At 71.2% G+C, this 23,582-nt stretch carries 26 protein-coding genes, 5 pseudogenes and 1 riboswitch; of the genes and pseudogenes, 21 read left to right on the top strand and 10 right to left on the bottom strand.

Annotated elements, in window-relative coordinates:
* Positions 1-8 precede the first annotated feature (8 nt).
* The 20 genes and pseudogenes from G7070_RS02900 to rplQ form a co-directional block, all read left to right on the top strand.
* The gene (locus G7070_RS02900; protein ID WP_129459131.1) at positions 9-194 is read left to right on the top strand and encodes a type Z 30S ribosomal protein S14; all 186 of its coding nucleotides are present in this window, start codon (positions 9-11) and stop codon (positions 192-194) included.
* Between the two features lie 92 nt (positions 195-286).
* Positions 287-694 carry a 30S ribosomal protein S8 gene (gene rpsH / locus G7070_RS02895; RefSeq protein WP_166231834.1) on the top strand — a complete coding sequence of 136 codons (408 nt, stop codon included), beginning with the start codon at positions 287-289 and terminating at the stop codon, positions 692-694.
* A gap of 18 nt (positions 695-712) precedes the next feature.
* Positions 713-1,255: a 50S ribosomal protein L6 gene (gene rplF / locus G7070_RS02890; protein ID WP_166231833.1), complete on the top strand. Its 543-nt coding sequence runs from the start codon at positions 713-715 to the stop codon at positions 1,253-1,255.
* Between the two features lie 2 nt (positions 1,256-1,257).
* On the top strand, positions 1,258-1,641 hold the full coding sequence (gene rplR / locus G7070_RS02885) for a 50S ribosomal protein L18 (protein WP_166231832.1): 384 nt from the start codon (positions 1,258-1,260) through the stop codon (positions 1,639-1,641).
* A 20-nt stretch (positions 1,642-1,661) separates the two neighbouring features.
* Positions 1,662-2,276: a 30S ribosomal protein S5 gene (rpsE, locus tag G7070_RS02880; protein ID WP_166231831.1), complete on the top strand. Its 615-nt coding sequence runs from the start codon at positions 1,662-1,664 to the stop codon at positions 2,274-2,276.
* Positions 2,276-2,458 (top strand): 50S ribosomal protein L30, encoded by a 183-nt coding sequence (rpmD, locus tag G7070_RS02875; protein WP_166231830.1) that lies wholly within the window; start codon positions 2,276-2,278, stop codon positions 2,456-2,458. The genes rpsE and rpmD overlap by 1 nt, the downstream gene beginning before the upstream one ends.
* A 1-nt stretch (position 2,459) precedes the next feature.
* Entirely contained in the window at positions 2,460-2,903 is a 444-nt protein-coding gene (gene rplO, locus G7070_RS02870) for a 50S ribosomal protein L15 (RefSeq protein ID WP_166231829.1), read from the top strand.
* Positions 2,904-2,975: 72 nt separating this feature from the next.
* Positions 2,976-3,680 (top strand): SOS response-associated peptidase, encoded by a 705-nt coding sequence (locus tag G7070_RS02865; RefSeq protein WP_166231828.1) that lies wholly within the window; start codon positions 2,976-2,978, stop codon positions 3,678-3,680.
* Positions 3,681-3,789: 109 nt separating this feature from the next.
* Positions 3,790-5,127, top strand: coding sequence for a preprotein translocase subunit SecY (gene secY, locus G7070_RS02860; protein ID WP_166231827.1), 1,338 nt, complete (start codon positions 3,790-3,792; stop codon positions 5,125-5,127).
* The gene (locus tag G7070_RS02855) at positions 5,124-5,708 is read left to right on the top strand and encodes an adenylate kinase (RefSeq protein WP_166231826.1); all 585 of its coding nucleotides are present in this window, start codon (positions 5,124-5,126) and stop codon (positions 5,706-5,708) included. Before secY ends, G7070_RS02855 begins: the two co-directional genes overlap by 4 nt.
* Before the next feature lie 44 nt (positions 5,709-5,752).
* A pseudogene (gene map / locus G7070_RS02850) lies at positions 5,753-6,543 on the top strand (type I methionyl aminopeptidase).
* A 144-nt stretch (positions 6,544-6,687) separates the two neighbouring features.
* Positions 6,688-8,372 (top strand): annotated as a pseudogene (locus G7070_RS02845) (formate--tetrahydrofolate ligase).
* A gap of 57 nt (positions 8,373-8,429) precedes the next feature.
* Positions 8,430-8,810, top strand: coding sequence for a DUF1707 SHOCT-like domain-containing protein (locus G7070_RS02840; protein ID WP_166231825.1), 381 nt, complete (start codon positions 8,430-8,432; stop codon positions 8,808-8,810).
* A gap of 121 nt (positions 8,811-8,931) precedes the next feature.
* A complete protein-coding gene (gene infA / locus G7070_RS02835) occupies positions 8,932-9,153 on the top strand; it encodes a translation initiation factor IF-1 (protein ID WP_129459183.1) in 222 nt (73 codons plus the stop codon).
* A 74-nt stretch (positions 9,154-9,227) separates the two neighbouring features.
* Positions 9,228-9,341: a 50S ribosomal protein L36 gene (gene rpmJ / locus G7070_RS02830; RefSeq protein WP_020575560.1), complete on the top strand. Its 114-nt coding sequence runs from the start codon at positions 9,228-9,230 to the stop codon at positions 9,339-9,341.
* Between the two features lie 223 nt (positions 9,342-9,564).
* Entirely contained in the window at positions 9,565-9,939 is a 375-nt protein-coding gene (rpsM, locus tag G7070_RS02825) for a 30S ribosomal protein S13 (protein ID WP_166231824.1), read from the top strand.
* A gap of 43 nt (positions 9,940-9,982) precedes the next feature.
* The gene (gene rpsK / locus G7070_RS02820) at positions 9,983-10,402 is read left to right on the top strand and encodes a 30S ribosomal protein S11 (RefSeq protein WP_166231823.1); all 420 of its coding nucleotides are present in this window, start codon (positions 9,983-9,985) and stop codon (positions 10,400-10,402) included.
* Between the two features lie 34 nt (positions 10,403-10,436).
* Positions 10,437-11,041: pseudogene (gene rpsD / locus G7070_RS02815) on the top strand (30S ribosomal protein S4).
* 154 nt (positions 11,042-11,195) lie between these two features.
* On the top strand, positions 11,196-12,209 hold the full coding sequence (locus G7070_RS02810) for a DNA-directed RNA polymerase subunit alpha (RefSeq protein ID WP_166231822.1): 1,014 nt from the start codon (positions 11,196-11,198) through the stop codon (positions 12,207-12,209).
* A gap of 22 nt (positions 12,210-12,231) precedes the next feature.
* A pseudogene (rplQ, locus tag G7070_RS18275) lies at positions 12,232-12,723 on the top strand (50S ribosomal protein L17); the annotation flags it as partial.
* A gap of 357 nt (positions 12,724-13,080) precedes the next feature.
* Here the strand turns inward: rplQ and G7070_RS19385 are convergent.
* The 10 genes and pseudogenes from G7070_RS19385 to trmB form a co-directional block, all read right to left on the bottom strand.
* A complete protein-coding gene (locus G7070_RS19385) occupies positions 13,081-14,031 on the bottom strand; it encodes a transglycosylase family protein (protein WP_166231819.1) in 951 nt (316 codons plus the stop codon).
* 193 nt (positions 14,032-14,224) lie between these two features.
* Positions 14,225-14,839: a superoxide dismutase gene (locus tag G7070_RS02795; RefSeq protein WP_166231817.1), complete on the bottom strand. Its 615-nt coding sequence runs from the start codon at positions 14,837-14,839 to the stop codon at positions 14,225-14,227.
* Positions 14,840-14,933: 94 nt separating this feature from the next.
* Positions 14,934-15,660, bottom strand: a pseudogene (locus G7070_RS02790) (ECF transporter S component).
* Positions 15,661-15,740: 80 nt separating this feature from the next.
* Positions 15,741-17,333, bottom strand: a complete 1,593-nt coding sequence (locus tag G7070_RS02785; protein ID WP_166231815.1) for an ABC transporter ATP-binding protein — start codon at positions 17,331-17,333, stop codon at positions 15,741-15,743.
* The gene (locus G7070_RS02780) at positions 17,330-18,418 is read right to left on the bottom strand and encodes a CbiQ family ECF transporter T component (protein ID WP_431977927.1); all 1,089 of its coding nucleotides are present in this window, start codon (positions 18,416-18,418) and stop codon (positions 17,330-17,332) included. The genes G7070_RS02785 and G7070_RS02780 overlap by 4 nt, the downstream gene beginning before the upstream one ends.
* 572 nt (positions 18,419-18,990) lie before the next feature.
* A complete protein-coding gene (locus G7070_RS02775) occupies positions 18,991-20,061 on the bottom strand; it encodes a prenyltransferase/squalene oxidase repeat-containing protein (RefSeq protein WP_166231811.1) in 1,071 nt (356 codons plus the stop codon).
* 84 nt (positions 20,062-20,145) lie between these two features.
* A riboswitch (cobalamin riboswitch) is annotated at positions 20,146-20,259 on the bottom strand.
* Positions 20,260-20,335: 76 nt separating this feature from the next.
* Entirely contained in the window at positions 20,336-20,551 is a 216-nt protein-coding gene (locus tag G7070_RS02770; RefSeq protein WP_166231809.1) for a CsbD family protein, read from the bottom strand.
* Between the two features lie 87 nt (positions 20,552-20,638).
* The gene (locus tag G7070_RS02765) at positions 20,639-21,235 is read right to left on the bottom strand and encodes a class I SAM-dependent methyltransferase (RefSeq protein ID WP_166231807.1); all 597 of its coding nucleotides are present in this window, start codon (positions 21,233-21,235) and stop codon (positions 20,639-20,641) included.
* Positions 21,232-22,035 carry a tRNA pseudouridine(38-40) synthase TruA gene (truA, locus tag G7070_RS02760; protein ID WP_166231805.1) on the bottom strand — a complete coding sequence of 268 codons (804 nt, stop codon included), beginning with the start codon at positions 22,033-22,035 and terminating at the stop codon, positions 21,232-21,234. Before truA ends, G7070_RS02765 begins: the two co-directional genes overlap by 4 nt.
* The gene (gene trmB, locus G7070_RS02755) at positions 22,032-22,889 is read right to left on the bottom strand and encodes a tRNA (guanosine(46)-N7)-methyltransferase TrmB (RefSeq protein WP_246227255.1); all 858 of its coding nucleotides are present in this window, start codon (positions 22,887-22,889) and stop codon (positions 22,032-22,034) included. Before trmB ends, truA begins: the two co-directional genes overlap by 4 nt.
* Positions 22,890-23,133: 244 nt before the next feature.
* On the opposite strand from trmB, the gene G7070_RS02750 reads away from it, so the two are divergent.
* On the top strand, positions 23,134-23,544 hold the full coding sequence (locus G7070_RS02750; RefSeq protein WP_166231803.1) for a YccF domain-containing protein: 411 nt from the start codon (positions 23,134-23,136) through the stop codon (positions 23,542-23,544).
* Positions 23,545-23,582: the final 38 nt, after the last annotated feature.

Below are 23,582 nucleotides of genomic sequence, written 5' to 3'. Positions count from 1 at the left end.
GCTGATCGATGGCTAAGACCGCTTTGAAGGTGAAGCAGGCGCGCAAGCCGAAGTTCGCCGTCCGCGCCTACACCCGCTGCAACAAGTGCGGGCGTCCGCGCTCCGTCTACCGCAAGTTCGGCCTGTGCCGCGTGTGTCTGCGCGACCTGGCCCACCGCGGTGAGCTGCCGGGCGTCACCAAGTCGTCCTGGTGATTCACCAGAACTCCCAAGAATCCTGACGCTGAAGGTCCCCGGGGCACGAACGCCCCGGGGAAACCACGGCGAGAAAGAGGCCGCAAAACGCCATGACAATGACCGATCCGATCGCAGACATGCTGACGCGTCTGCGTAACGCCAACCAGGCGTACCACGACTCGACCTCCATGCCGCACAGCAAGATCAAGGTGGGTATCGCCGAGATCCTGAAGCAGCAGGGCTACATCACGTCCTACGAGGTCATCGACCCCGCCGAAGGCGAGGTCGGCAAGACCCTGAACATCACCCTGAAGTACGGCCAGAACCGCGAGCGTTCCATCGCGGGCCTGCGCCGGATCAGCAAGCCCGGCCTGCGCGTCTACGCCAAGAGCAACGCGCTGCCCAAGGTGCTCGGCGGCCTCGGCGTCGCGATCATCTCGACCTCGCAGGGCCTGCTGACCGACAAGGAAGCATCACGTAAGAGCGTCGGCGGCGAAGTGCTCGCCTACGTTTGGTGAGAGAGGAGCTGAAAAAACATGTCGCGTATTGGAAAGCTCCCCATCACGGTCCCGGCCGGTGTCGAGATCAAGCTCGAGGGGCAGGACGTCGAGATCAAGGGCCCCAAGGGGACCCTCAACCTCACCGTCGCCGAGCCCATCAAGGTCGGTAAGAACGACGCGGGGGAGATCGAGGTGACGCGCCCGGACGACGAGCGCGAGTCCCGGTCCCTCCACGGCCTGACGCGCACGCTGGTGAACAACATGGTCATCGGCGTCACCCAGGGCTACGAGAAGAAGCTGGAGATCGTCGGTGTCGGTTACCGCGTCATCAGCAAGGGCCCTCAGCAGCTGGAGTTCAACCTCGGATTCAGCCACCCGGTGATCATCGACGCCCCCGAGGGTGTCACCTTCACCGTGGAGAAGCCGACCGCGTTCTCGGTGCAGGGCATCGATAAGCAGGTTGTTGGCGAGGTTGCTGCCAACATCCGCAAGCTGCGCAAGCCGGAGCCCTACAAGGGCAAGGGCGTGCGATACGCCGGCGAGCACGTTCGCCGCAAGGTCGGAAAGGCTGGTAAGTGACCATGGCTATCTCCCTGTCGAACAACAAGGGCATGGCTGCTCGCACCAAGGCGCGTCTGCGCCGTCAGGTGCGGGGACGCAAGTCGATCTTCGGGACGACCGAGCGTCCGCGCCTGGTGGTCACCCGCAGCTCGCGACACATCGTGGCGCAGATCGTCGACGACACCGTCGGTCGCACCCTCGCCTCGGCGTCCAGCATGGAGGCCGACGTGCGTGCGGCGTCCGGCGACAAGAGCGAGAAGGCCAAGCAGGTCGGCTCGCTCGTGGCCGAGCGGGCCAAGAAGGCGGGCGTGGAGAACGTCGTGTTCGACCGCGCCGGCAACCAGTACCACGGACGGATCGCTGCGCTGGCTGACGGCGCACGCGAGTCCGGCCTCGGATTCTGATCAGAGCGGAAAGGACAACAATGGCGAACGAAAACGCGAACGCCCGTGGCCAGCGCGGCCAGGGTGGTGGCGAGCGTCGCGGCCGCGATGATCGACGTGGCCGTGACAACCGCGAGGAGAAGAACCAGTACCTCGAGCGCGTCGTGACGATCAACCGCGTCGCGAAGGTCGTCCAGGGCGGCCGCCGCTTCAGCTTCACCGCGCTCGTCGTGGTGGGCGACGGTGACGGCACCGTGGGCGTCGGGTACGGCAAGGCCAAGGAGGTGCCCGCGGCGATCGCCAAGGGTGTCGAGGAGGCGAAGAAGCACTTCTTCCGCGTCCCGCGCATCCAGGGCACCATCCCGCACCCCGTCCAGGGCGAGAAGGCCGCCGGCGTCGTGCTGCTGCGTCCCGCGTCGCCGGGTACCGGTGTGATCGCCGGCGGTTCGGCCCGCGCCGTGCTGGAGTGCGCAGGCATCTCCGACGTGCTGGCCAAGTCGCTGGGTAGCGCCAACGCCATCAACGTGGTGCACGCCACGGTCGAGGCGCTGCAGCAGCTCGAGGAGCCGGAAGCGGTGGCTCGCCGCCGCGGCCTGCCCGTCGAGGACGTCGCTCCGGCGGCGCTGCTGAAGGCGCGGAAGGAGGGGGCCGCCTGATGGGCAAGCTCCGCATCACCCAGGTCAAGAGCGCGAACCGCGCGAAGAAGAACCAGTCCGAGACGCTCCGCAGCCTCGGGCTGAAGAAGATCGGTGACGTGGTCGAGCGTGAGGACACGCCGCAGTTCCGCGGCTATGCCAACACCGTCATCCACCTCGTCTCCGTCGAGGAGGTTGAGTGACATGGCGCTGAAGGCACATCACCTGCGCCCGGCGCCCGGCGCCAAGACGGCCAAGACCCGCGTGGGTCGCGGCGAGGGCGGCAAGGGCGGCAAGACCGCCGGCCGCGGCACCAAGGGCACCGGCGCGCGCAAGAACGTCCCCGCGGCGTTCGAGGGCGGCCAGATGCCGCTGCACATGCGGCTGCCGAAGCTGCGTGGGTTCCAGAACCCGTTCCGGGTCGAGTACCAGGTCGTGAACGTCGGCAAGCTGGCCGAGCTGTTCCCCGAGGGGGGCAAGGTCACGGTCGCGGATCTCGTCGAGAAGGGCGCCGTCCGTGACGGCCGCCTGGTCAAGGTCCTGGGCAGCGGCGACGTCTCCGTGAAGCTGGAGGTGGAGGTCAACGCCTACACCACCTCGGCGAAGGAGAAGATCGAGGCCGCGGGCGGCACCGCCACGCAGGTCTGAGACGCATCACCGTGAACGGCGGGTCCCCTCGGGGCCCGCCGTTCTCGCGTCCCCGGCGGTTAGGCTGACGCCATGTGTGGACGGTTCGCAGCGTCGGAGAGCACCGAGGAGATCGTCGAGACCTTCCTGATCGAGGAGGTCGTCGACGAGCCCGTTCCGAGCTTCAACGTGGCGCCGACCGACCCCGTGGCCGCGGTGGTCGAGCGCGTCGACAAGGGCACGGGCGAGGCCGTCCGGAAGCTGGTGACGCCGCGGTGGGGGCTCGTGCCGTCCTGGTCGAAGTCGGCCGGGGGCGGTGCGCGGATGATCAACGCCCGCTCCGAGACCGTCGCGACGAAGCCGGCGTTCGCGGCCGCCTTCGCCAAGCGGCGCTGCCTCATCCCCGCCGACGGCTACTACGAGTGGACGCCGGGGGAGCGCGACGGCAAGCCCTACAAGCAGCCCTGGTACCTGCACCCCGGCGACGGACGCGCCGGCGGGTTCGTCATGGCCGGGCTGTACGAGTTCTGGCGCGACCCGACCGACGACAGCTGGCTCACCACCTGCACCATCATCACCACCGAGGCGACGGACGCCCTGGGCCACATCCACGACCGGATGCCCATGGTGATCCGACCGGCGGACTGGGGGAGCTGGCTGGACCCGCAGCGGACCGACCCTGCGGACGCGCTGCCGCTGCTGCGCACCCCGGAGGGCCTGCAGACGTTCCAGGTCTCCACGGCCGTGAACAGCGTCCGCAACAACGGTCCGGAGCTCGTCGCCCCATGGTCACGATGATGTTGCCGATGGCAAGCCCGATGCAGGCTTGGCGGGGGAGACTTGGTACAGTCAGACAGGTTGGGCCCACGGCCCGCCCGCAGCTCCAGACATCACCGTAAGGAACCGGATGCTCTCCGCCTTTGTCCACGCGTTCAGGACACCTGACCTGCGCAGGAAGATCCTGTTCACTTTGGCGATCCTCGCCGTGTTCCGCATCGGTTCGGTGATCCCCGCGCCGAACGTGAACCTGCAGAACATCAACCAGTGCCGCATCGAGGCGACCACCGGTGATGCGGCGGGCATCTACTCGATGATCAACCTGTTCTCGGGCGGTGCGCTGCTGCAGCTGGCGATCTTCGCGCTGGGCATCATGCCCTACATCACGTCGTCGATCATCCTGCAGTTGCTGACCGTGGTGATCCCGCGGCTGGAGGCGCTGAAGAAGGAGGGCGGCGCCGGCCAGCAGAAGATCACCCAGTACACCCGCTACCTCACGATCGTCCTGGCGGTCATGCAGTCCACGGCGTTCGTGACCATGGCCATCACGGGGCAGCTGTTCCGCGGCTGCGACCTGCCCCTGGTCTACGACACCAGCCTGTTCCCGATCATCACGATGGTGCTCACCATGACCGCCGGCACCGGCATCGTCATGTGGCTGGGCGAGCTCGTGACCGAGCGCGGCGTCGGCAACGGCATGTCGGTCATGATCTTCACCCAGATCGCCGCGGCGTTCCCCGCCCAGGTCTGGGGCATCGCGATGAGCCGCGGCACCATCGAGTGGAACGGACTGACCCTCCCGAACGCGAACGGCTGGCTGACGTTCGCCGCGGTGATCGCGGTGGGCGCGCTCGTCATGCTGGGCGTCATCTTCGTCGAGCAGGCCCAGCGCCGGATCCCCGTGCAGTACGCCAAGCGGATGGTGGGGCGCCGCCTGGTCGGCGGCAGCACGACCTACATCCCCATGAAGGTGAACCAGGCCGGCGTCATCCCCGTCATCTTCGCCAGCTCGATCCTGTACCTGCCGGTGATGATCGCGCAGTTCGCCCCCGACAACCCGGTGGCGGCGTGGATCAACGTCAACATGGCCGGCTCCTCGGTCTGGCACAACCTGCTCATGTTCCTGCTCATCGTGGCCTTCGCGTACTTCTACGTGGCGATCACGTTCAACCCCGAGGAGGTTGCCGACAACATGAAGAAGTACGGCGGCTTCATCCCGGGCATCCGGGCCGGCAAGCCCACCGAGAAGTACCTGGCCTACGTGCTGTCGCGGCTGACCGCCCCCGGCTCGCTGTACCTCGGCCTCATCGCGCTGCTCCCCGCGTTCGCGTTCCTGTTCATGGGGACCTCGCAGCAGTTCCCGTTCGGCGGCACCTCCATCCTCATCGTGGTGGGCGTCGGCCTCGACACGGTCAAGCAGATCCAGAGCCAGCTGCAGCAGCGTAACTACGAAGGATTCCTGCGGTGAACCTCCTCATCATGGGTCCGCCCGGAGCGGGCAAGGGGACCCAGGCCGGCGGGATCGCCGACCACTACAACATCCCCACGATCTCCACGGGCCAGCTGTTCCGCGACAACATCGCGCTCGGCACGGCCCTGGGCAAAAAGATCGAGGCGCTCATCGCGGGCGGCAACCTGGTCTCCGACGAGGTCACCAACGAGATGGTCTTCGACCGGCTGTCCAAGCCGGACGTCCGCAAGAGCCGCGGCTTCCTCCTGGACGGCTACCCCCGCACCCTGGAGCAGGCGGCGGCGTTCGACAAGCACCTGCGGGCCGCGCGCATGCGCCTCGACGGCGTGGTCGCGCTGACGGCCGACCCGAACTCGCTGACGCACCGGATGCTCAAGCGCGCCGAGATCGAGGGTCGCGCCGACGACAACGAGGAGACCATCCGCAAGCGCATCGAGGTCTACGGCATCGAGACCGCACCGCTGCTCGACCTCTACGGCAAGCGCGGCCTCCTCATCGAGGTGGACGCCGACGGCAGCGTCGAGGACGTCGCCGACCGCATCCGGTGGGCGCTCGATGCGAGGCTCGGCCGCAAGTGAGGAACAAGGGCGTCGAGCTGAAGACCACCGAGCAGCTCGTCGCGATGCGGCGCGCCGGCAAGGTCGTCGCGGCGACGCACATCGCGCTGCGGGAGGCCGCGGCCCCGGCGTCACGACCGGTGAGTTGGACGCCGTGGCGCGCGAGGTCCTGGCCGCCCATGGGGCGTCCAGCTCGTTCCTGCACTACGGGGCGTCCTTCGGCTACCCGCCCTACCCGGCGGTGACGTGCATCTCGGTCAACGAGGAGGTCGTCCACGGCATCCCGGGCGCGCGCGTCCTGGTGGCCGGCGATCTGGTGTCGGTGGACTTCGGCGCGATCGTCGACGGCTGGCACGGCGACGGGGCCATCACCTTCGGCGTGGGCGAGCTGTCGCAGGCCGACCAGCGGCTCAGCGACGTGACCCGCGAGGCGCTGTGGGCGGGCATCGCGGCGGCGCACCTGGGCGGCCGCGTCACCGACATCAGCCACGCGATCGAGCGGTCGATCCGCGGCCACGGCGAGCGCTACGGCATCCTGCGCGACTACACCGGCCACGGCATCGGCACGCAGATGCACCAGCCGCCGGACGTCCCCAACTACGGACGCCCCGGGCGCGGCCCGCGGATCACCGAGGGCCTCGCGCTGGCGATCGAGCCGATGGTGACCCTCGGCTCCGACCAGGGCGTCACGCTGGACGACGAGTGGACCGTCGTCACGTCCGACGGCTCCCGCTCGGCGCACTGGGAGCACACCATCACCGTCACCCCCGATGGGCTGTGGGTGCTCACGGCCCCCGACGGGGGCGAGGGCGAACTGGCCGCCCGCGGCCTCCCGTTCGGGCCCCTGGCCGACTGAGCCGCCGGGTCTCCATCACGGCGTCATCGCAGGATCTTGCGCCGGACGCCGTTCCGCCGCCGGCTTCGCCGCGTGCACCGGCGTCCGCGCGCGAAGATCGCGCGGGGCCTGCACGTGTCGGCGCGACGGTGTAGGAATGGGGACGTGCCCTCAGACCTGGAGATCGCCCAGGCCGCGACGCTGCGGCCGCTGCCCGAGATCGGTGCCCTGCTCGGACTGACCCCCGACGACCTCGAGCCCTTCGGCCGTCACGCGTCCAAGGTGGAACTCGACGCCGTGGGCCGGCGCCGCCCCACCGGGCGCTACGTCGTCGTCACCGCGGTGTCCCCGACCCCGCTGGGCGAGGGCAAGACCACCACGACCGTGGGCCTGGTCGAGGGACTCGGGCGCGCGGGGCTCAACGCGACCGCCGTGCTGCGTCAGCCCTCGCTGGGGCCCGTCTTCGGCATCAAGGGCGGCGCCGCCGGTGCCGGCCTGGCGCAGGTGATCCCCATGGAGGCGATGAACCTGCACCTGACCGGCGACTTCCACGCGGTCACCGCCGCCCACAACCTGCTGGCCGCCATGGTCGACAACCACCTGCAGCACGGCAACGCGCTGGACATCGAGCCGCACTCCATCACGTGGGGCCGCGTCCTGGACATGAACGACCGCGCGCTGCGCAACGTGGTGCTGGGGTTGGGCGGGCGGCTCGACGGGGTGCCGCGGCAGAGCCGGTTCGACATCACGGCGGCGTCCGAGGTCATGACCATCCTGGCGCTGGCCACCTCGCTGGAGGACCTGCGCGCCCGGCTGGGCCGCATCGTCGTGGGGTTCAGCCGCGACGGCGCCCCCGTCATCGCCGAGCAGTTGCAGGCCGCCGGCGCCATGGCGGTGCTGCTCAGGGACGCCGTCCGTCCCAACCTGCTGCAGACCCTGGAGGGGCAGGCGGCTCTGGTTCACTGCGGGCCGTTCGGCAACATCGCCACCGGCAACAGTTCCATCGTGGCCGACCACGTGGGGCTGTCGCGCTCCGACATCGTCGTCACCGAGGCCGGGTTCGGCGCGGACCTGGGCTTCGAGCGGTTCGTCAACGTCAAGTGCCGCACCTCCGGCTTCGTCCCCGACGCCGCCGTCGTCGTCGTCACGGTGCGCGCCCTGAAGGTGCACTCGGGCCGGTACAAGGTGGTCGCGGGCAAGCCCCTGCCCCCGAGATGCTCGTCGAGAGCCCCAGCGACGTCGCCGCGGGGCTGGCGAACCTGGGTCACCACCTCGACATCGTGGCGGGGGCGGGCGTCCCGGCCGTCGTCGCGATCAACGCGTTCCCCGACGACCACGACAGCGAGCACGAGGTGATCCGGAGGTTCGCGGCGCAGCGCGGCGTCCGCGTCGCGATCACGCGGCACGTGGCCCAGGGCGGAGCGGGCGCCGACGACCTGGTCGCTCAGGTGCTGGCCGCCACGCAGGACGTGACGCACCTGCGCTACACCTACGAACTGACCGACCCCCTCACCGAGAAGCTGCGCAAGCTCGCCACCAAGGTGTACGGCGCCGACGGCGTGGAGCTGGCCCCGGCCGCCGCCGCGGACCTGCGCCGCTACACCGATCTCGGGTACGGCGAGCTGCCGGTGCTGGTCGCCAAGACGCACCTGTCGACGACGGCCACCCCGACCGATCGGGGCGCGCCGACCGGCTGGACGCTGCCCATCCGCGAGGTGCGGCTCGCGGCGGGCGCCGGCTACGTGTACGCGTTGTCGGGGCAGATGCAAACGATGCCCGGCCTGGGCAGCCACCCGGCGGCCGAGCGGATGGACCTGGGCCCCGACGGCCGCATCGTCGGCCTGTTCTGAGGGCATGGTCCGGGGGAGCCCGGTGCCGGGGGAGGGTGCCGCGGCTAGGCTGGGGCCATGCCTGAGCTGCCGCGATCCTCGAAATACCGCGCCACGCCCGACGCGCCCCTCTCGGATGGGGAACGCGAGCGCATCGTCGCGCGCCTGAACGCGGCGTACGAGGGCGGCCAGGTCGACGCCGACGCCTACCCCCGCCTGCTGGACACCGCCTTCGCCGCTCGGACGCTGGGGGAGATCGCCCCGGTCGTCGAGGTGGTGCCGGGCGAGGTCACCTACGACGTGCCGGCGGTCGTGCAGGCCGGCACGCAGCCCCCCGGGGAACTGGCGCAGGCCAAGAGCCCGTCGACGGGCCTGGTCCTGGGTGTCGCGGGGGCGGTGGTGGGCGCCGTCCTCCTGCTGGTGCTGGTGATCGGCGTCCTGGGTTTCCTCCCCTTCTGAGCCGCGCTCGGGGCCGCGCGTCGGCCGTCCGCTCCGATTTGGGGGTGGGCCTGAGCCGGAGTAGTATAGGCAGTCGGTCACCTGTGTCCACAGGAGACGCATGTCTGCAACCAAGGAGATCATGGCTAAGAAGGAAGGCGCCCTCGAGATGGAGGGCACCGTCGTCGAGGCTCTGCCCAACGCGATGTTCCGTGTGGAGCTCACGAACGGGCACAAGGTGCTGGCGACCATCAGTGGCAAGATGCGGCAGCACTACATCCGCATCCTCCCGTCTGACCGAGTGGTCGTCGAACTGTCCCCTTACGATCTCACCCGCGGCCGCATCGTTTTCCGGCACCGGTAGTCCGAGTTCTCAACGAAATCCACCCAGTCGTGTGCGGGGACACCCGTGTGCGGCGCCAAGCAGAAAGTAGCTCGATGAAGGTTCAGCCGAGCGTCAAGAAGATCTGCGACAAGTGCAAGGTCATCCGCCGGCACGGTCGCGTGATGGTGATCTGCGAGAACCCTCGCCACAAGCAGCGCCAGGGCTGATCAGCCCGCTGCGTGGCCGGAGGGACGCAATCACCGTTGGAGCCCCTCCAACACAACACAACAACGTGACGGCATACCCGCCGGGGAGTGAGCCCAGTGCTCACGTGCCTCCCCGTCGGAACCACCTCCGGACGAAGGCCGGGGCCCGCGCTCAGGCGCACGGGACGCCGCACGCCACACACCTTCGCGGCCCACGGGCCGACACGAGAAAGGGAACCGCCTGATGGCACGTCTCATCGGAGTCGACCTCCCGCGCGAGAAGCGTCTGGAGATCGGCCTCACCTACATCTTCGGCATCGGTCGCACCCGTGCCAAGGAGATCCTGGCCGCCACCGGCATCAGCGGCGACGTCCGCGTGAAGGACCTGACCGACGAGCAGCTCGTCGCGATGCGTGACTTCATCGAATCCAGCTACGAGACCGAGGGTGATCTTCGTCGTAGCGTCGCCGCCGACATCCGTCGCAAGATCGAGATCGGCAGCTACCAGGGCCGTCGTCACCGCATGGGCCTCCCGGTCCATGGCCAGCGGACGCGGACCAATGCGCGCACGCGCAAGGGCAAGAAGAAGGCTGTCGCCGGCAAGAAGAAGGCCCGCTGACGCGGGGCCACTCGGCTAACGAAACCAGGAGAATCTGACACATATGGCTACTGCAGGCCGTACCAAGGCTCAGGCTGCCGCGGCGAAGGGCAAGGTCCGCCGCAAGGAGAAGAAGAACATCGTCTCCGGGCAGGCTCACATCAAGAGCACGTTCAACAACACCATCATCTCGATCACCGACCCCACCGGTTCTGTGATCTCCTGGGCGTCCGCCGGCACCGTCGGCTTCAAGGGCTCCCGCAAGTCGACCCCGTTCGCCGCCCAGATGGCCGCCGAGGCCGCCGGTCGTCGCGCCATGGACCATGGCATGAAGCGGGTCGACGTCTTCGTCAAGGGCCCCGGCTCCGGCCGTGAGACCGCCATCCGTTCGCTCGGCGCGCTGGGCCTGGAGATCGGTCCGATCTCCGACGTCACCCCCGTGCCGCACAACGGCTGCCGTCCGCCGAAGCGCCGCCGCGTCTGAGCCCGAGTCGATAGATAAGAAGGACTGATCAACCATGGCCCGTTACACCGGCCCCATCACCAAGAAGTCCCGCCGGCTCGGCACCGACCTGGTGGGCAACGACAAGGCGTTCGAGCGTCGCGCGTACCCCCGGGTGTGCACGGCCGCGGCCGCACCAAGGAGTCGGAGTACCTGCTCCAGCTCCGTGAGAAGCAGAAGGCCCGCTTCGCCTACGGCGTGCTGGAGAAGCAGTTCCGTCGTTACTACGAGGAGGCGCAGCGCAAGTCCGGCAAGACCGGTGAGATCCTGCTGCAGATCCTCGAGTCCCGCCTGGACAACGTCGTGTACCGCGCCGGCTTCGCCTCGACCCGTCGTCAGGCCCGCCAGCTCGTCGTGCACGGCCACTTCCTGGTCAACGGCAAGAAGGTCAACATCCCGAGCTTCCGCGTGACGCCGTACGACATCATCGACGTCGCGCCGAAGTCGGCGAACCTCGACCCGTTCGTCATCGCCCGCGAGACGCACCACGAGCGCGTCGTCCCGGCGTGGCTGACGGTGCGCCCGAACCGCATGCGGATCCTGGTGCACCAGCTCCCGACGCGCGATCAGATCGTGATCGACGTGTCGGAGCAGCTGATCGTCGAGCTCTACTCCAAGTGATCCCGGCGGCGTCCGGGCCAGGACTTCGGTCCCGGCCCGGACGCCGACGGTTCACCCCCGCGGGCACGTCCCGCACCACGAGTTTCGGGCCCGGCACCGTGCCGGTCCCACACTGGACACCGTCAAATAGCGGGCGGTGGAAAGGAACGCATCCATGCTTATTGCACAGCGCCCGACGCTGACCGAAGAGGTCGTCGACGACTACCGCTCGCGGTTCGTCATCGAGCCCCTGGAGCCGGGCTTCGGCTACACCCTGGGCAACTCGCTGCGTCGTACCCTGCTGTCGTCGATCCCCGGCGCGGCCGTGACCTCGATCAAGATCGAGGGCAACCAGCACGAGTTCTCCACGCTCCCGGGCGTGGTCGAGGACGTCACCGAGATCATCCTCAACATCAAGCAGCTCGTGCTGTCGTCCGAGGAGGACGAGCCGGTCGTCATGTACCTGCGCAAGAACGGCGCCGGCGCCGTCACCGCGGCGGACATCGCGCCGCCGGCCGGTGTGGAGATCCACAACCCGGAGCTGCACATCGCCACGCTGAACGCGTCCGGCAAGATCGACATGGAGCTCGTCGTCGAGCGCGGCCGCGGCTACGTGTCGGCCAGCCAGAACAAGAGCCCCGACTCCGAGATCGGCCGCATCCCGGTCGACTCGATCTACAGCCCCGTGCTGAAGGTCACCTACAAGGTCGAGGCCACCCGCGTCGAGCAGCGCACCGACTTCGACCGGCTCATCGTCGATGTCGAGACCAAGCCGGCCATCTCGCCGCGCGACGCCGTGGCGTCCGCCGGCAAGACGCTGGTGGAGCTGTTCGGCCTGGCGCGCGAGCTCAACGCCGACGCCGAGGGCATCGAGATCGGCCCGTCCACGATCGACGAGCAGTACGCCGCCGACATGGCCCTGCCGGTGGAGGAGCTCAAGCTCACGATGCGCAGCTACAACTGCCTCAAGCGCGAGGGCATCCACACGGTGTCGGAGCTCGTGTCCCGCTCGGAGCAGGACCTGCTCGACATCCGCAACTTCGGCAGCAAGTCGATCGACGAGGTCAAGCAGCGTCTCGCCGAGATGGGGCTGGCGCTGAAGGACAGCGCGCCCGGGTTCGACCCGCTGGCGGCGCTGAGCAGCTACCCCGAAGGCGATGACTTCGCCGACGATCCCGATCAGTTCTGATATCGCCTAGGAGATACACACCATGCCCAAGCCCACCAAGGGTCCCCGTCTCGGCGGCAGCCCGGCCCACGAGCGCATCATCCTGGCGAACCTCGCCAGCCAGCTCTTCGAGCACGGCCGGATCACCACCACCGAGACCAAGGCGAAGCGGGTCCGCCCGCTGGCCGAGAAGCTGATCACCAAGGCCAAGCGCGGCGACCTGCACAACCGCCGCATCGTGCTGAAGACGATCACCGACAAGGACGTCGTCCACGTCCTGTTCGCGGAGATCGCCCCGCAGATGGCCGGCCGCGACGGTGGCTACACCCGCATCACGAAGATCGGCAACCGTCAGGGCGACAACGCCCCGATGGCGATCATCGAGATCGTGACCGAGTCGGTCGAGGACGGCCGCAAGGCCAAGGCCAAGGCCGCCCCGAAGGCCGCCGCCCCCAAGGCGGAGAAGGCCAAGAAGGAGGCCCCGAAGGCCGCCGCCGCCAAGGCGATCGAGACCCCCGCCGAGGACGCCGAGGCGTCCAAGTTCGGTGAGGGCTCCTACCTGGGCACCGAGCCGCCCGCCGGCTTCGACATCAAGGGGAACGAGGACTCGATGAAGTTCCACACCCCCGAGTCCCGCTGGTACGACCAGACGATCGCGGAGGTCTGGTTCAACAGCGCCGACGCGGCCAAGGCGGCCGGCTTCGTCGACGCCATGGAGGGCCACGAGCCCGCCGCGGACGCCGAGTGATCCTCGCCTGAGGCGTAAGACAGCGCCCGGTCCCCGTCAGGGGGCCGGGCGCTGTCGCGTGTGCGTCTGTGGCGCGCCGTGATGCTCAGGTCCGGACATGCGACGAGCCCCGCCCGGATGTCCGGGCGGGGCTCGTGGCGGCGATCAGGCTGCGTGGCGGCAGCCCCAAGGCTGCAGGCCGCGCTTGTCGTAGAGCCGGTTCGCGACGGTGATCTGCTGCTCGCGGGAGGCCTGGTGCGGGTAGGCGGCGAAGTCGGTGCCGCCGACCGAGCGCCAGGTCGGCAGGTCGAACTGCAGGCCGCCGTAGTAGCCGTTGCCGGTGTTGATGTTCCAGCGGTTGGTCGACTCGCACTTGGCGATCCGGTCCCACATGTCGGCGCGGCGCAGGTCGAGCGCGCCGCCGGAGGCCGGCGGCTGGGACGTCTCGGGCTTGGGCGTCGTCGGCTTCGGTGCGGCCGGCTTGGGGGTCGTGGACGCCTTCGGCTTGGTCGTGGTCTTGGCCGGCGCCGGCACCGGCGTCCGCTCGGACGAGCGCGAGGTGACCTCGGCCTTCTTGGTGCCGACCGCGGTCACCTGGTTGACGGGCTCGCGCACGACGGTCTGGGAGACGAGTTCGGTCCCCTCGACCTGGCCGTCCACCGTGGTCGTCGCGACGACGTCCTCGCGGAGGCCGGCGACGCCCTTGGTCTTCACCTTGGTCTCGCCCTTGGCCAGCGTGGCGTCCTGGACCTGGGTGCTGGCGAACTCGAGGGTGACCTGCTGGGTCTCCTGCGACACCGAGACGCGGGACACCTTGATCGAGTCGCCCACCGTGAGCTGGCTGCCCAGAGCGGGGGAGACCCGGTCGTGCTCGCCGAGGGTGAGCTCGGCGGCGGCCAGGGCGGAGGCCACCGTGGCGTCGGTGATGGAGACGCGCTTGGCGCCGCCGTCGGCCCAGACGAGGACCTCGATGGCCTGCGGGGTCTCGATGAGGGCCGCGGGAACCGCCGTCACCTGGGGGGCCGGCTGGGTGCTGGCCGCGACCGCGGTGGCGCCACCGGCGATCAGGACGGCCGCGCTCGTGGCGACGGCGATGAGCTTGGGTGAGAGAGGCACGAAAGGGCTCCTGGGTGACAGAAGGGATTCAAACCCCTTCAGCTTCCCCCGATCCTGAGAGATTCTCAACTTATTCTGTGCTTTTGCCCAAGATTGCCGTGCGTTCCTGAGGGCCGAACGCGGAACGGGGCGGCGTCTGGCGACGCCGTCCCGTCCTCGTCAACCCCTCACGCGGGGGCCCGAGGAGTCCGGATCAGTAAAGCTCCCCGACCGTGCGGGCCTTGGCGAGCCGGTCGGCGACGTCGTCCCAGTTCACGACGTTCCACCAGGCGTCGACGTAGTCGGCCTTCACGTTCTTGTACTGCAGGTAGAAGGCGTGCTCCCACATGTCGAGCTGCAGGATGGGGAGCTGGCCGGCCGGCAGGTTGCCCTGCTGGTCGAACAGCTGCTGGATGTTGAGGCGCTGCCCCATGGTGTCCCACACCAGCATCGACCAGCCGGAGCCCTGCAGGCCCTTGGCGGTCTCGTTGAAGTGCTTCTGGAAGCCCTCGAAGCCGCCGAAGTACTCGTCGATCGCGGCTGCGACGTCGCCCTCGGGGCGACCGCCGCCCTCGGGGGACATGTTCTTCCAGAACACCGAGTGGTTGATGTGGCCGCCCAGGTTGAAGGCGAGGTCCTTCTCCAGCTTGTTGACGTTGGCCAGGTCGCCGGACTCGCGTGCGGCGGCGAGCTTGTCCAGCGCCGTGTTCGCGCCGTCCACGTAGGCCTGGTGGTGCTTGGTGTAGTGAAGCTGCATGATCTCGCCGGAGATGTGCGGCTCCAGCGCCCCGAAGTCGTAGCCGAGTTCAGGAAGGGTGTAGGTCGCCATCGAAGAACTTCCTCTCATGTCTGCGTCAGCCGCGGGTGTGCGGCCCGCGTTCGTGTCCCACCCTATTACCGGGGAGCGTGGACACAACCCCGCGTCAACGGGCGAAACCGCCACGGCGCGCGGCGCGGCGCAGGACGTGCAGCAGCCCCGGGCCCAGCAGAGCGATCAGGGCGACGCTGGTGAGGGCGCGGCCCAGGTTCCACCCCATGGAGGTGACGAGGTTGTAGAGGACGAAGACGTGGAGGTTCCGCAGCGGTCCCGCGGTCGGGTCGAACGAGAACTGGGTCGAGGTCCCCAACCCGAAGGGCCAGAACGCGAAGTCCATCAGCCAGCCGTAGGCGAACGACGCCGCGAAGCCCCAGGCGGCGAGCAGCGCGAGTTCGACCCAGCCGCGGGCGCGGGGAGCAGCCCGGCCCCCAGCCCGACGAACCCCGCGGCGATCATCTGGTAGGGCAGCCACGGCCCGACCCCGGCCGTCAGGAGCGACGAGGCGAACAGGGTGAGCGCGCCCTGGGCGAAGCCGAAGCCGGGGCCGAACACCCGGCCCCGAGGATCAGCAGGAAGAAGATCGGCTCCATTCCGGCGGTGCCGGTGCCCAACGGCCGCAGGATCGCCCCCACCGCAGCGAGCACCCCCAGCATGGCCAGCGCCTTGACGTCCATGCCGTCCCCGGTCAGGTCGGCGACGACGACGGCCAGGATCAGCGGCAGCACCAGCGCGAACACCAGCGGGGCCTGCAGCGGGCTGACCACCGACCCCGGCGCGAGGAACAGGGGCCAGGCGAACGCGACCAGGCCGGCCAGCGCGGTCAGGGCGAGCATCGCCCCGCGCCGCCACGGCCGGGGGGCCGGGGGCGCGGTCGGTGCGGGGGCGGTGACGGTCGGCGTCCGCTGCAGGATGCTCATCGCCGCGCCCCCTCCAGCTCCGCCGGCACCAGGACGGGGACCGGGGCGAACACCTTCGCGGTCTGCGGGGCGAAGGTGGGGGAACTGGTCAGCACCTCGCGGGTCGGCCCGTCGGCGATGATGTCCCCCCCGGCGAGCACGAGGGTGCGGCGGCTCACCGCGGCCGCGAACTCCACGTCGTGGGTGCTGACCGCGACCGCCTGGCCGTCGGCGGCCAGCCGACCCAGGATCAGCGCCAGCCGGTCCTTCATGGCGTAGTCGAGGCCCCGGGTCGGCTCGTCCAGCAGCAGGACGCCCGGCTCGGCGGCCAGCTGGATCGCCAGGACGAGGCTGAGGCGCTGCCCCTCGGACAGGTCGCGCGGGTCGGCGTCCGGGGGGAGGGCCGAGCCCAGGCCGGTGAGCAGCCGGGCGGCCGTGCCGGGGGCGCTGCCGGTCTCCCGGTCGGCCTGGGCGAGCTCGGCCGCCACGCTGGGCAGGTAGAGCAGATCGGCGGCGGTCTGGGGGACCAGGCTGACCAGCCGCCGCGCCTGCGGCGCCGGGAGGTCGCGCGGATCGGACCCGTCGATCTCGAGCGCGCCGGTGCTGCGCACGCCGCCCTGCAGCGCCCACAGCAGCGACGACTTGCCGGCCCCGTTGCGGCCCATCAGCGCGGTGACCTCGCCGCCCCGGAGTTCCAGGTCGAGGTGGTTGACCGCCACCGTGGCGCCGTAGGCGACGCTCAGGTCGCGCGCGCGGACGCGCGTCGGGCCCTCGCTGAGCGGAACGACGCCGGGAGGCGTGACGACGATGCGTTCGCGCTGGGCGCGGCGGCGGGCGTCCCGCACCGAGCCCGGCACTTCGTCCCAGTCCAGCGCGCGGGCCAGTTGGGCCAGCGGCGGCCGGACGTCGCAGCGCAGCAGGACGTCGGCGGGCGGACCGACCTCGACGCCCCGGGCGCCCTGCGGCAGCCAGATCAGGGTGTCGGCCTGGTGCAGGACGCGCTCGAGGCGGTGCTCGGCCAGCACCACCGTGAGGCCGACCTCGTGGACCAGCGTGGTGAGCGCGCCGAGGACGTCCTGGGCCGAGGTGGGGTCGAGCGCCGAGGTGGGCTCGTCGAGCACGAGGACGCGGGGCTGCGCGGCCAGGACCGCCGCGATGGCGACGCGCTGCTGCTGCCCCCCGGACAGGTCAGCGAGCGGGCGGCCGCGCAGGGCGGCGATGCCCATCAGGTCGAGCGTCTCCTCGACGCGCTTGCGCATCGCCGCCGGGGGGAGCCCCAACTGCTCCATGCCGTAGGCGATCTCCTCCTCCACCGTGTCGGTGACGAAGCCGGCGCGGGGGTCCTGGCCCACCCAGCCGACCACGTCGGCCAGGTCGCGGGGCCGGTGGGCGCGGGTCGAGCGCCCCGCGACGGTCACGTCCCCGGCCAGGACGCCGCCGGTGAAGTGCGGGACGAGACCGTTGATCGCGCCCAGCAGGGTGGACTTCCCGGTGCCGGTGCGCCCCACCACGACCGCCAGGTCGCCCTCGGGCACGGTGAAGCTCACCCGCTCCAGGGTGGGGGCAACGGCCTCGGGGTAGGTGATGGTCACGTCGTCGAAGGTGATCACGCGGGCGCTCCCAACTCGGCCGGACGCGGGGCGGCGGTGAGCAGCAACGGCGCAGCGGCGGCCGCCGCGAGCACCAGCATGAGCGGGTGGAGGGTCGGCCAGCTCAGCGGCGAGGTCGAGGGGTGGAACGCGGCGTGCACGGCGGGCCAGGCGCCCGAGTCCGCCGCGGCGGCCAGGGCGAAGGCCACGAGCCCCGAGCCGGCCAGCGCGGTGTCGCGCGGTGTCCAGGGGTCGGGACGGTAGCGGCTGACGGCCAGCCGGCGTCCGCTGCGGCGCAGCCCCAGCACCGTGCCGGCCACGCCGAGAGCCAGCAGCGCCAGGCCCCAGCCGACCGCCCCGGGGGCGCCCAGGACCAGGAAGGCGCCCAGCGTCGCCGCGAACATCGCCGCGAGCAGCGCCGCACCCAGCGGCCGGGACGGTCCCGAGCCGGCGCGGGTCCGCCCGAAGCCGCGCGCCTCCATGCCCGCGGCCAGGGCGAGCGAGCGATCGATGGCGTCGGCCAGCACCGGGATGACCACGGCGCGGACGGCCTGCCAGCCGCGACCCGCGCCGCCGCGCAGCCGGCGGGCGCGCCGGACCCGCTGGACCGACTCGATCAGCTGGGGTGCCACCGACAGCGCGATCACGATCGCGACGGACGCCTCATACAGGGCCGCGGGGACGTTGCGCAGGGCGCGCTTGGGGTTGGCCAGCGCGTTGGCGGCGCCGAGGCACAGCAGCATGGCGCCCAGCCGCAGCGCGTCGTAGACGGCGTAGGTGACGCCCTCGGCGGTCACGGCCCCACCCAGCCGGATCCCGGCCGCCCAGGCGGGCAGGTGGATCTCGGGCAGGGAGAACAGCACGGTGCCGCCCCCGTGGGCGCCCATCAGCACGTGGAAGAACAGCCGGAAGGCCACGATGAAGCCGGCCAGCACGAAGTAGACCCCGATCGAGCGCGCCCACGGGGCGTCGGTGCGGCGCAGCAGCACGACGGCGGTCGCCGCGAGGACGACCAGCGCGATCAGGAGCGGGTTGGTGGTGAGGGAGAGAGCGGCCGCGAGACCGAGCGCCCACGCCCACCAGGCCCAGGGGTGGACCTGGCTCATGGACGCCGGCGCCGGGCCAGCACCGTGGCGACGGCGGCGCCGCCCACCAGCAGCACCGCCCCGGTCACGACGACCCCGGTGAGGTCGTCGCGCCCGGCGTTCGCGGGACCCCCCTCCGGGGACGGCCCTGATCCGCGGGGACCTCGTCGGTCGCCGGGAGGGGGCGGGAGGCGTCCGACCGTCGCCGAACACCCAGCCCTCCGCGGCGCCGGCCGCGGGGTGGGAGTTCGTGTAGCCGAGCTGGGAGTAGGTCCAGGCGTCCCAGCCGCCCTCGGCGTTGCGCGGCGCCTGCCAGTAGGACCAGTAGCCGCTGGGCGCGACGGTGCAGGTGTCGGGGCGTCCGCCGATGCGGCACAGCATCCCGGGCGAGGAGTCCTCCACGGTGAAGCCGGCCGACGTCAGGGCCTGCTGGCCGGTGGCGTGCTCGGACGCGCAGGCCGAGCGCTGCCCCTCCACCACGACCCAGACCCCCGTGCAGGGCGCGACGTCGGGCGCGGCGTGCGCCGGCGTCGCGGCGGCCGGCACGAGGAGGGCTGCGGCGGCGACGGCCGCGCCGAGGCGCCGAAGGCCGGTCATGACGCCCTGCTCCGGAAGCCCACGACCGCCGCACCGGCCAGCACGAGCACCGCCGCGGCGGGCCCGAACCAGCCGGACGGGTCGACGCCGCCGGGGGCGGTGGCCGTCGGGGCGCCGGTCGGCGCGGGGGTCGCGCCGGCGGTCGCGCCGGGCGAAGCGGCCGGACCGGTCGTCCCGGCCGGGGTGGCGGTCGGCGAAGGCGAGGGAGCCTCGGACCAGGCGGCGTCCAGATAGGAGACGCCCGCCAGGCCGAGCGTGGCCTGCGCCGTGGCCAACAGGTCGTCGGCGCCGGCGTTCTGGAAGGCGCCGCCCGGCTGCTGCTGGCCGACGAGGTAGGCCACGGAGTCGGCGACGTTCTGACCCGTGGGGGCCAGCGCGGCCGCCATGACGGCGGTGGAGTTAACGGGGTTGAAGCCGGCGAAGGAGCCGTCGGCCTGGACGTTGGCCTGGGCCCACGCGATCGCCTTGTCGAGGTTGTCCTGGTCGCCCAGGGCGCTCAGCGCCTGCATGGCCAGCGCGGTGGAGTCGGCGTCGGAGGGCTGCCCGGCCTCGTAGGTGAAGCCGCCGTCGGCGTTCTGGAAGGTGAGGAGCTTGCTGCCCAGCGCGTCCGGGACGGCCTCGTCGGCGCGGGTCAGAGCCACCGCGGCAAGGCCCGTGGCGAACGGGCCGGGGTAGGAGCCGAAGCTGCCGTCCGCGGCGATGCCGCCCTTGACGGCCGCGATGAGGTCGGCGCCGGCCGCGGTGCGCGGGTCCTGGCCGACCGACTCCAGCGCCACGGCCACCTTGGCGGCGGCCTCCGGCGAGCCGGCGGCGTAGTCCTTGCCCTTCCCGGTGAGGACCGCGGTGAGCTTCTCGACCGCGGGGGCGGTCGCCGGGTCGTTGGCGGCGGCCAGGGCGACGAGCGCGTCGGTGGCCTTGGCCGGGTCGTCGATGCTCTGCTGTGCGACCCACCCGGCCGCCTTGGTGGCGGCCGCGGGGTCGGAGGCGTGCGCGGGGAGCACTCCGGTCAGGCAGAGGGCGAGCACCGTGGCGATCCCGGCCACGATGGCGTTGCGTCGGACGTTCATCCGGATCGAGTTCCTCACTGAGTCGCGCGGGCCGATCAACGGTGGACGTGTCGTGGTCGCCGCCCCGCACTCCTCGACGGGTCAATGGTTGGCTGGGTCCGGGCGGGTGCTCCGACTGCGGCGCGGGTTGGCGCCTCACGGTTGCGGGTCAGCCCCGGATTCTCACCGGGTTCCCCCACACGGGTCCACAGATCAGGGTAGCGCAGCGGAGCGGGGTGGGGGCCTGCGCCCGCCACCCCGCTCCGGGTAGTCGTGTTGCTGAGAGAAGCGTCAGTCAGTGCCGCTTGTCGTGGGTGGCGTCCTTGACGTCATCGACGACATCCTTCGCTGCATCCTTGACGTGTTCCCCGGCCTGCTTGGCCTTGGCGGCGGCTTCCTTCGCCGCGCCCTTGGCCTCGAGCTCCTCGTTGTCGGTGAGGTCACCGACCCCGCGCTCGATCTTGCCGCCGAGTTCCTCAGCCTTGTTCGAGATCTTGTCGCCAATACCCATTCGCAACTCCTCTCCGGCGGCAACCGTCGTCCGCCTCCAATGTGGGGCCCACCCTAGACGCGTCCGCCGCCCTTGCCAAGGGGGCGTTCAGGAAGCGGGGCGGACCTCCAGGACGCGGAACCCCTTGGCCGAGGCGGTGCGGTCGCAGCGGTGGCCCTGCTGGATCAGCCAGCGCTGCAGCGAGTCGGCTCCCAGGTTGCGGCCCACGACCAGGCGCGCGACGCCGCCGGGGGCCAGCCGCGGCAGCCACTGGAGCAACAGGTCGTGCAGCGCCTGCTTCCCGATCCGGATCGGGGGGTTGGACCAGATCTCGTCGTAGCGGGCGTCGGGAGCCACGGCGTCGGGCAGCAGCGCGTGCACCCGTTCCCCGACGCCGTGGGCCCGGGCGTTGTCGGCCGTGAGGGCGAGCGCGCGCTCGTTCACGTCGACGGCGTCCACCTCGGCGTCCGGGGAGGCGCTGGCGAGCGCCACGGCCAGGACGCCGTAGCCGCACCCCAGGTCCAGCAGGCGGCGGGCGCCCGGGGCGGGGGTGTGGGTGCGCAGCAGCACGCCGGTCCCCAGGTCGAGTCCGTCGGAGGAGAACACGCCCGCCGCGGTGGTGAACTCCCAGTCGGTGTCCCAGAACCGGGCCGACACCGTGCGGCGGTGCTCCTCGCCCGTCGGCGTCTCGAAGTAGTGGGTCACGGCTGTTCCTCGCTGTCTCGTCGGGCGCGGGCCTGAAGCTGGCGGGCCGCCAGGTCGGCGTCGGCGGGGTAGCCGACCTCCTCCAGCACCAGACCGTACGGCGGCATCACGGTGACATCCCCCGCACGCTCCGGCCGGGCGAGCAGGTCGTCGATCCAGGCCGGATCGTGCCGGCCCTGCCCGACGGCGACCAGCGCGCCGACGACCGAACGCACCATCGAGTGACAGAAGGCGTCGGCGCGCAGCGTCACCGCGACGGTGCCCTCCTCGTCCCGTTCGGCGTGCGCCTCCAGGATCTCCCGGATCGTCGTGGCGCCCTCGCGGCGCTTGCAGAACGCGGCGAAGTCGTGCAGCCCGACCAGCCGTCGGGCGGCCGCGTCGAGCGCCGCCACGTCCAGCGGCCCACGCACCCGGACCCGCGTCGCGCGCGTGAGCGGGTCGCCCGCGGCGTCCGAGAGTCGGAAGACGTAGCGGCGCCACACCGCGGCGAACCGGGCGTCGAAGCCGTCGGGCGCCTCCGCGACGCGGCGCACCACCACGTCGGGCGGCAGGACGCGGTCCAGTCGGCGCTGGAGTTCCTCGGCGACGCCGGGGGCGAGGTCCACGTGCGCGACCTGGCCGCGGGCGTGCACCCCGGCGTCGGTGCGGCCCGCGACGGTCAACTCGGCGGGGGCGTCCAGGCGCAGCACCCGCGTGATCCACTCCTGCAGCGTGCCCTGCACCGTGCGCAGCCCGTCCTGGACGGCCCAGCCGTGGAAGTCGGTGCCGTCGTAGGCCAGGTCGATCCGGTAGCGCGTCACAACGGGTCCTGGCCCAAGGGGTGGGCCAGCGGCGTCCGGTGCACCAGGTCGCCGACGGGCTCCCCGGCACCGGCACCGACGTCGTCGGCGTCCGCGGCCGGCGCGTCCACCGGGTCGTCGGTGCGGACGTAGTCAAGATCGTGGATCGTCCGCCCCGCCCCGGCGCCGCGGGCCTCGTACTTGGTGACGGGCCGGTCGGCGTACCGCGGGGCCCAGCCGTCCGCGTCGGCGCCCGGCGCGGGGGTGAGCCCGGGGGCGGCGTCCAGCACCTCCCGCATCGCCAGGGCGTAGTCCTCCCAGTCGGTGGCCAGGCGCCAGTGGCCGCCCGGCGCCAGCCGGGACGCCGCCAGGGCCGCGAACCCCGGGTCCACCAGCCGGCGCTTGTGATGCCGAGCCTTGTGCCACGGGTCGGGGAAGAAGGTCCACAGCTGGGCCAGTTCGGCGGGCCGCACCAGCCGGCGCAGGCCCTGGGCGCCGTCGGCCAGCACGATGCGGACGTTGCCGATGTCCCGGCGGGTGAGCAGCGACAGCGTCGAGGCGACCGCGGGCTGGAACACCTCGAACGCGACGACGTTGGCCTCCGGGTGCGCCGCGGCCAGCGCGGCGAGCGCCTCGCCGCGCCCCGAGCCGATCTCGATCATCAGCGGGGCCTCGCGCCCGAAGGTCGCCGACCAGTCCACGCCGGCGTCCGGCCGGATCGAGGTCGAGCGATCGCCGCGGGGCACCTCGACGACCAGGCGCGGCGCGTGGGCCGCCCAAGCCTTCTCCTGCGACGGGTTCATCCGGGCCGAGCGCCGGACGTAGGAGACGACCTGGCGGTGGACGCGGCGCCGGTCGTCGGGTCGGGAAGTCACCGGTCGAGGATACCGGCGCCGCGGTCTGTCCCGGACGCGGCGGGCGGCGGCGGGCGGAAGCGTCCCAGGGCCGCCGCGCGGACGGGCCGACGCGGGACCCTCGCGGGTGAGGCGTCGGCTCCCGGCCGTGGATCGGGGGGAACCCGGGTGCCGCGGCTCCCCGCCCCGGTGCGCCTCCGGGGGATCACCGCTGTGGCGCGCCCGCCGCGTCGCTAGGCTGGGACGCGACACAAGGAGGCACCACGTGCGCACGATTCTCAACCTGATCTGGCTGCTCTTCGGCGGCATCTGGCTGGCCTTGGGCTACTTCCTGGTCGGCATCGTCGCCTGCCTGCTGATCATCACCATCCCCGTGGGCGTCGCTTCGTTCAGGATGGGCTCCTACGCCCTGTGGCCCTTCGGCAAGACCGTGGTGAACAAGCCCAGGGCGGGCCTCGGATCGGCGCTGATGAACGTGATCTGGTTCGTGATCGGCGGCATCCCGCTGGCGATCGGCCACCTCACCACCGCCGCGGCGCAGGCCGTCACCATCATCGGCATCCCGCTCGCGATCGCCAACGTCAAGATGATCCCGGTGACCTGTTTCCCGTTCGGCAAGCAGATCGTCGACAACGGCGCGATCCCCGCCGGCACCACTCCGGTCTTCACTCTCTGACCGGTTCGGGGCCGCATCCTCGCCCCGGGGCAGTAGCG

Source organism: Propioniciclava coleopterorum (genome assembly GCF_011393335.1).
In the GTDB taxonomy this organism is placed as follows: Bacteria; Actinomycetota; Actinomycetes; order Propionibacteriales; family Propionibacteriaceae; genus Propioniciclava; species Propioniciclava coleopterorum.
This window is presented reverse-complemented; position numbering and strand designations above follow the sequence as displayed.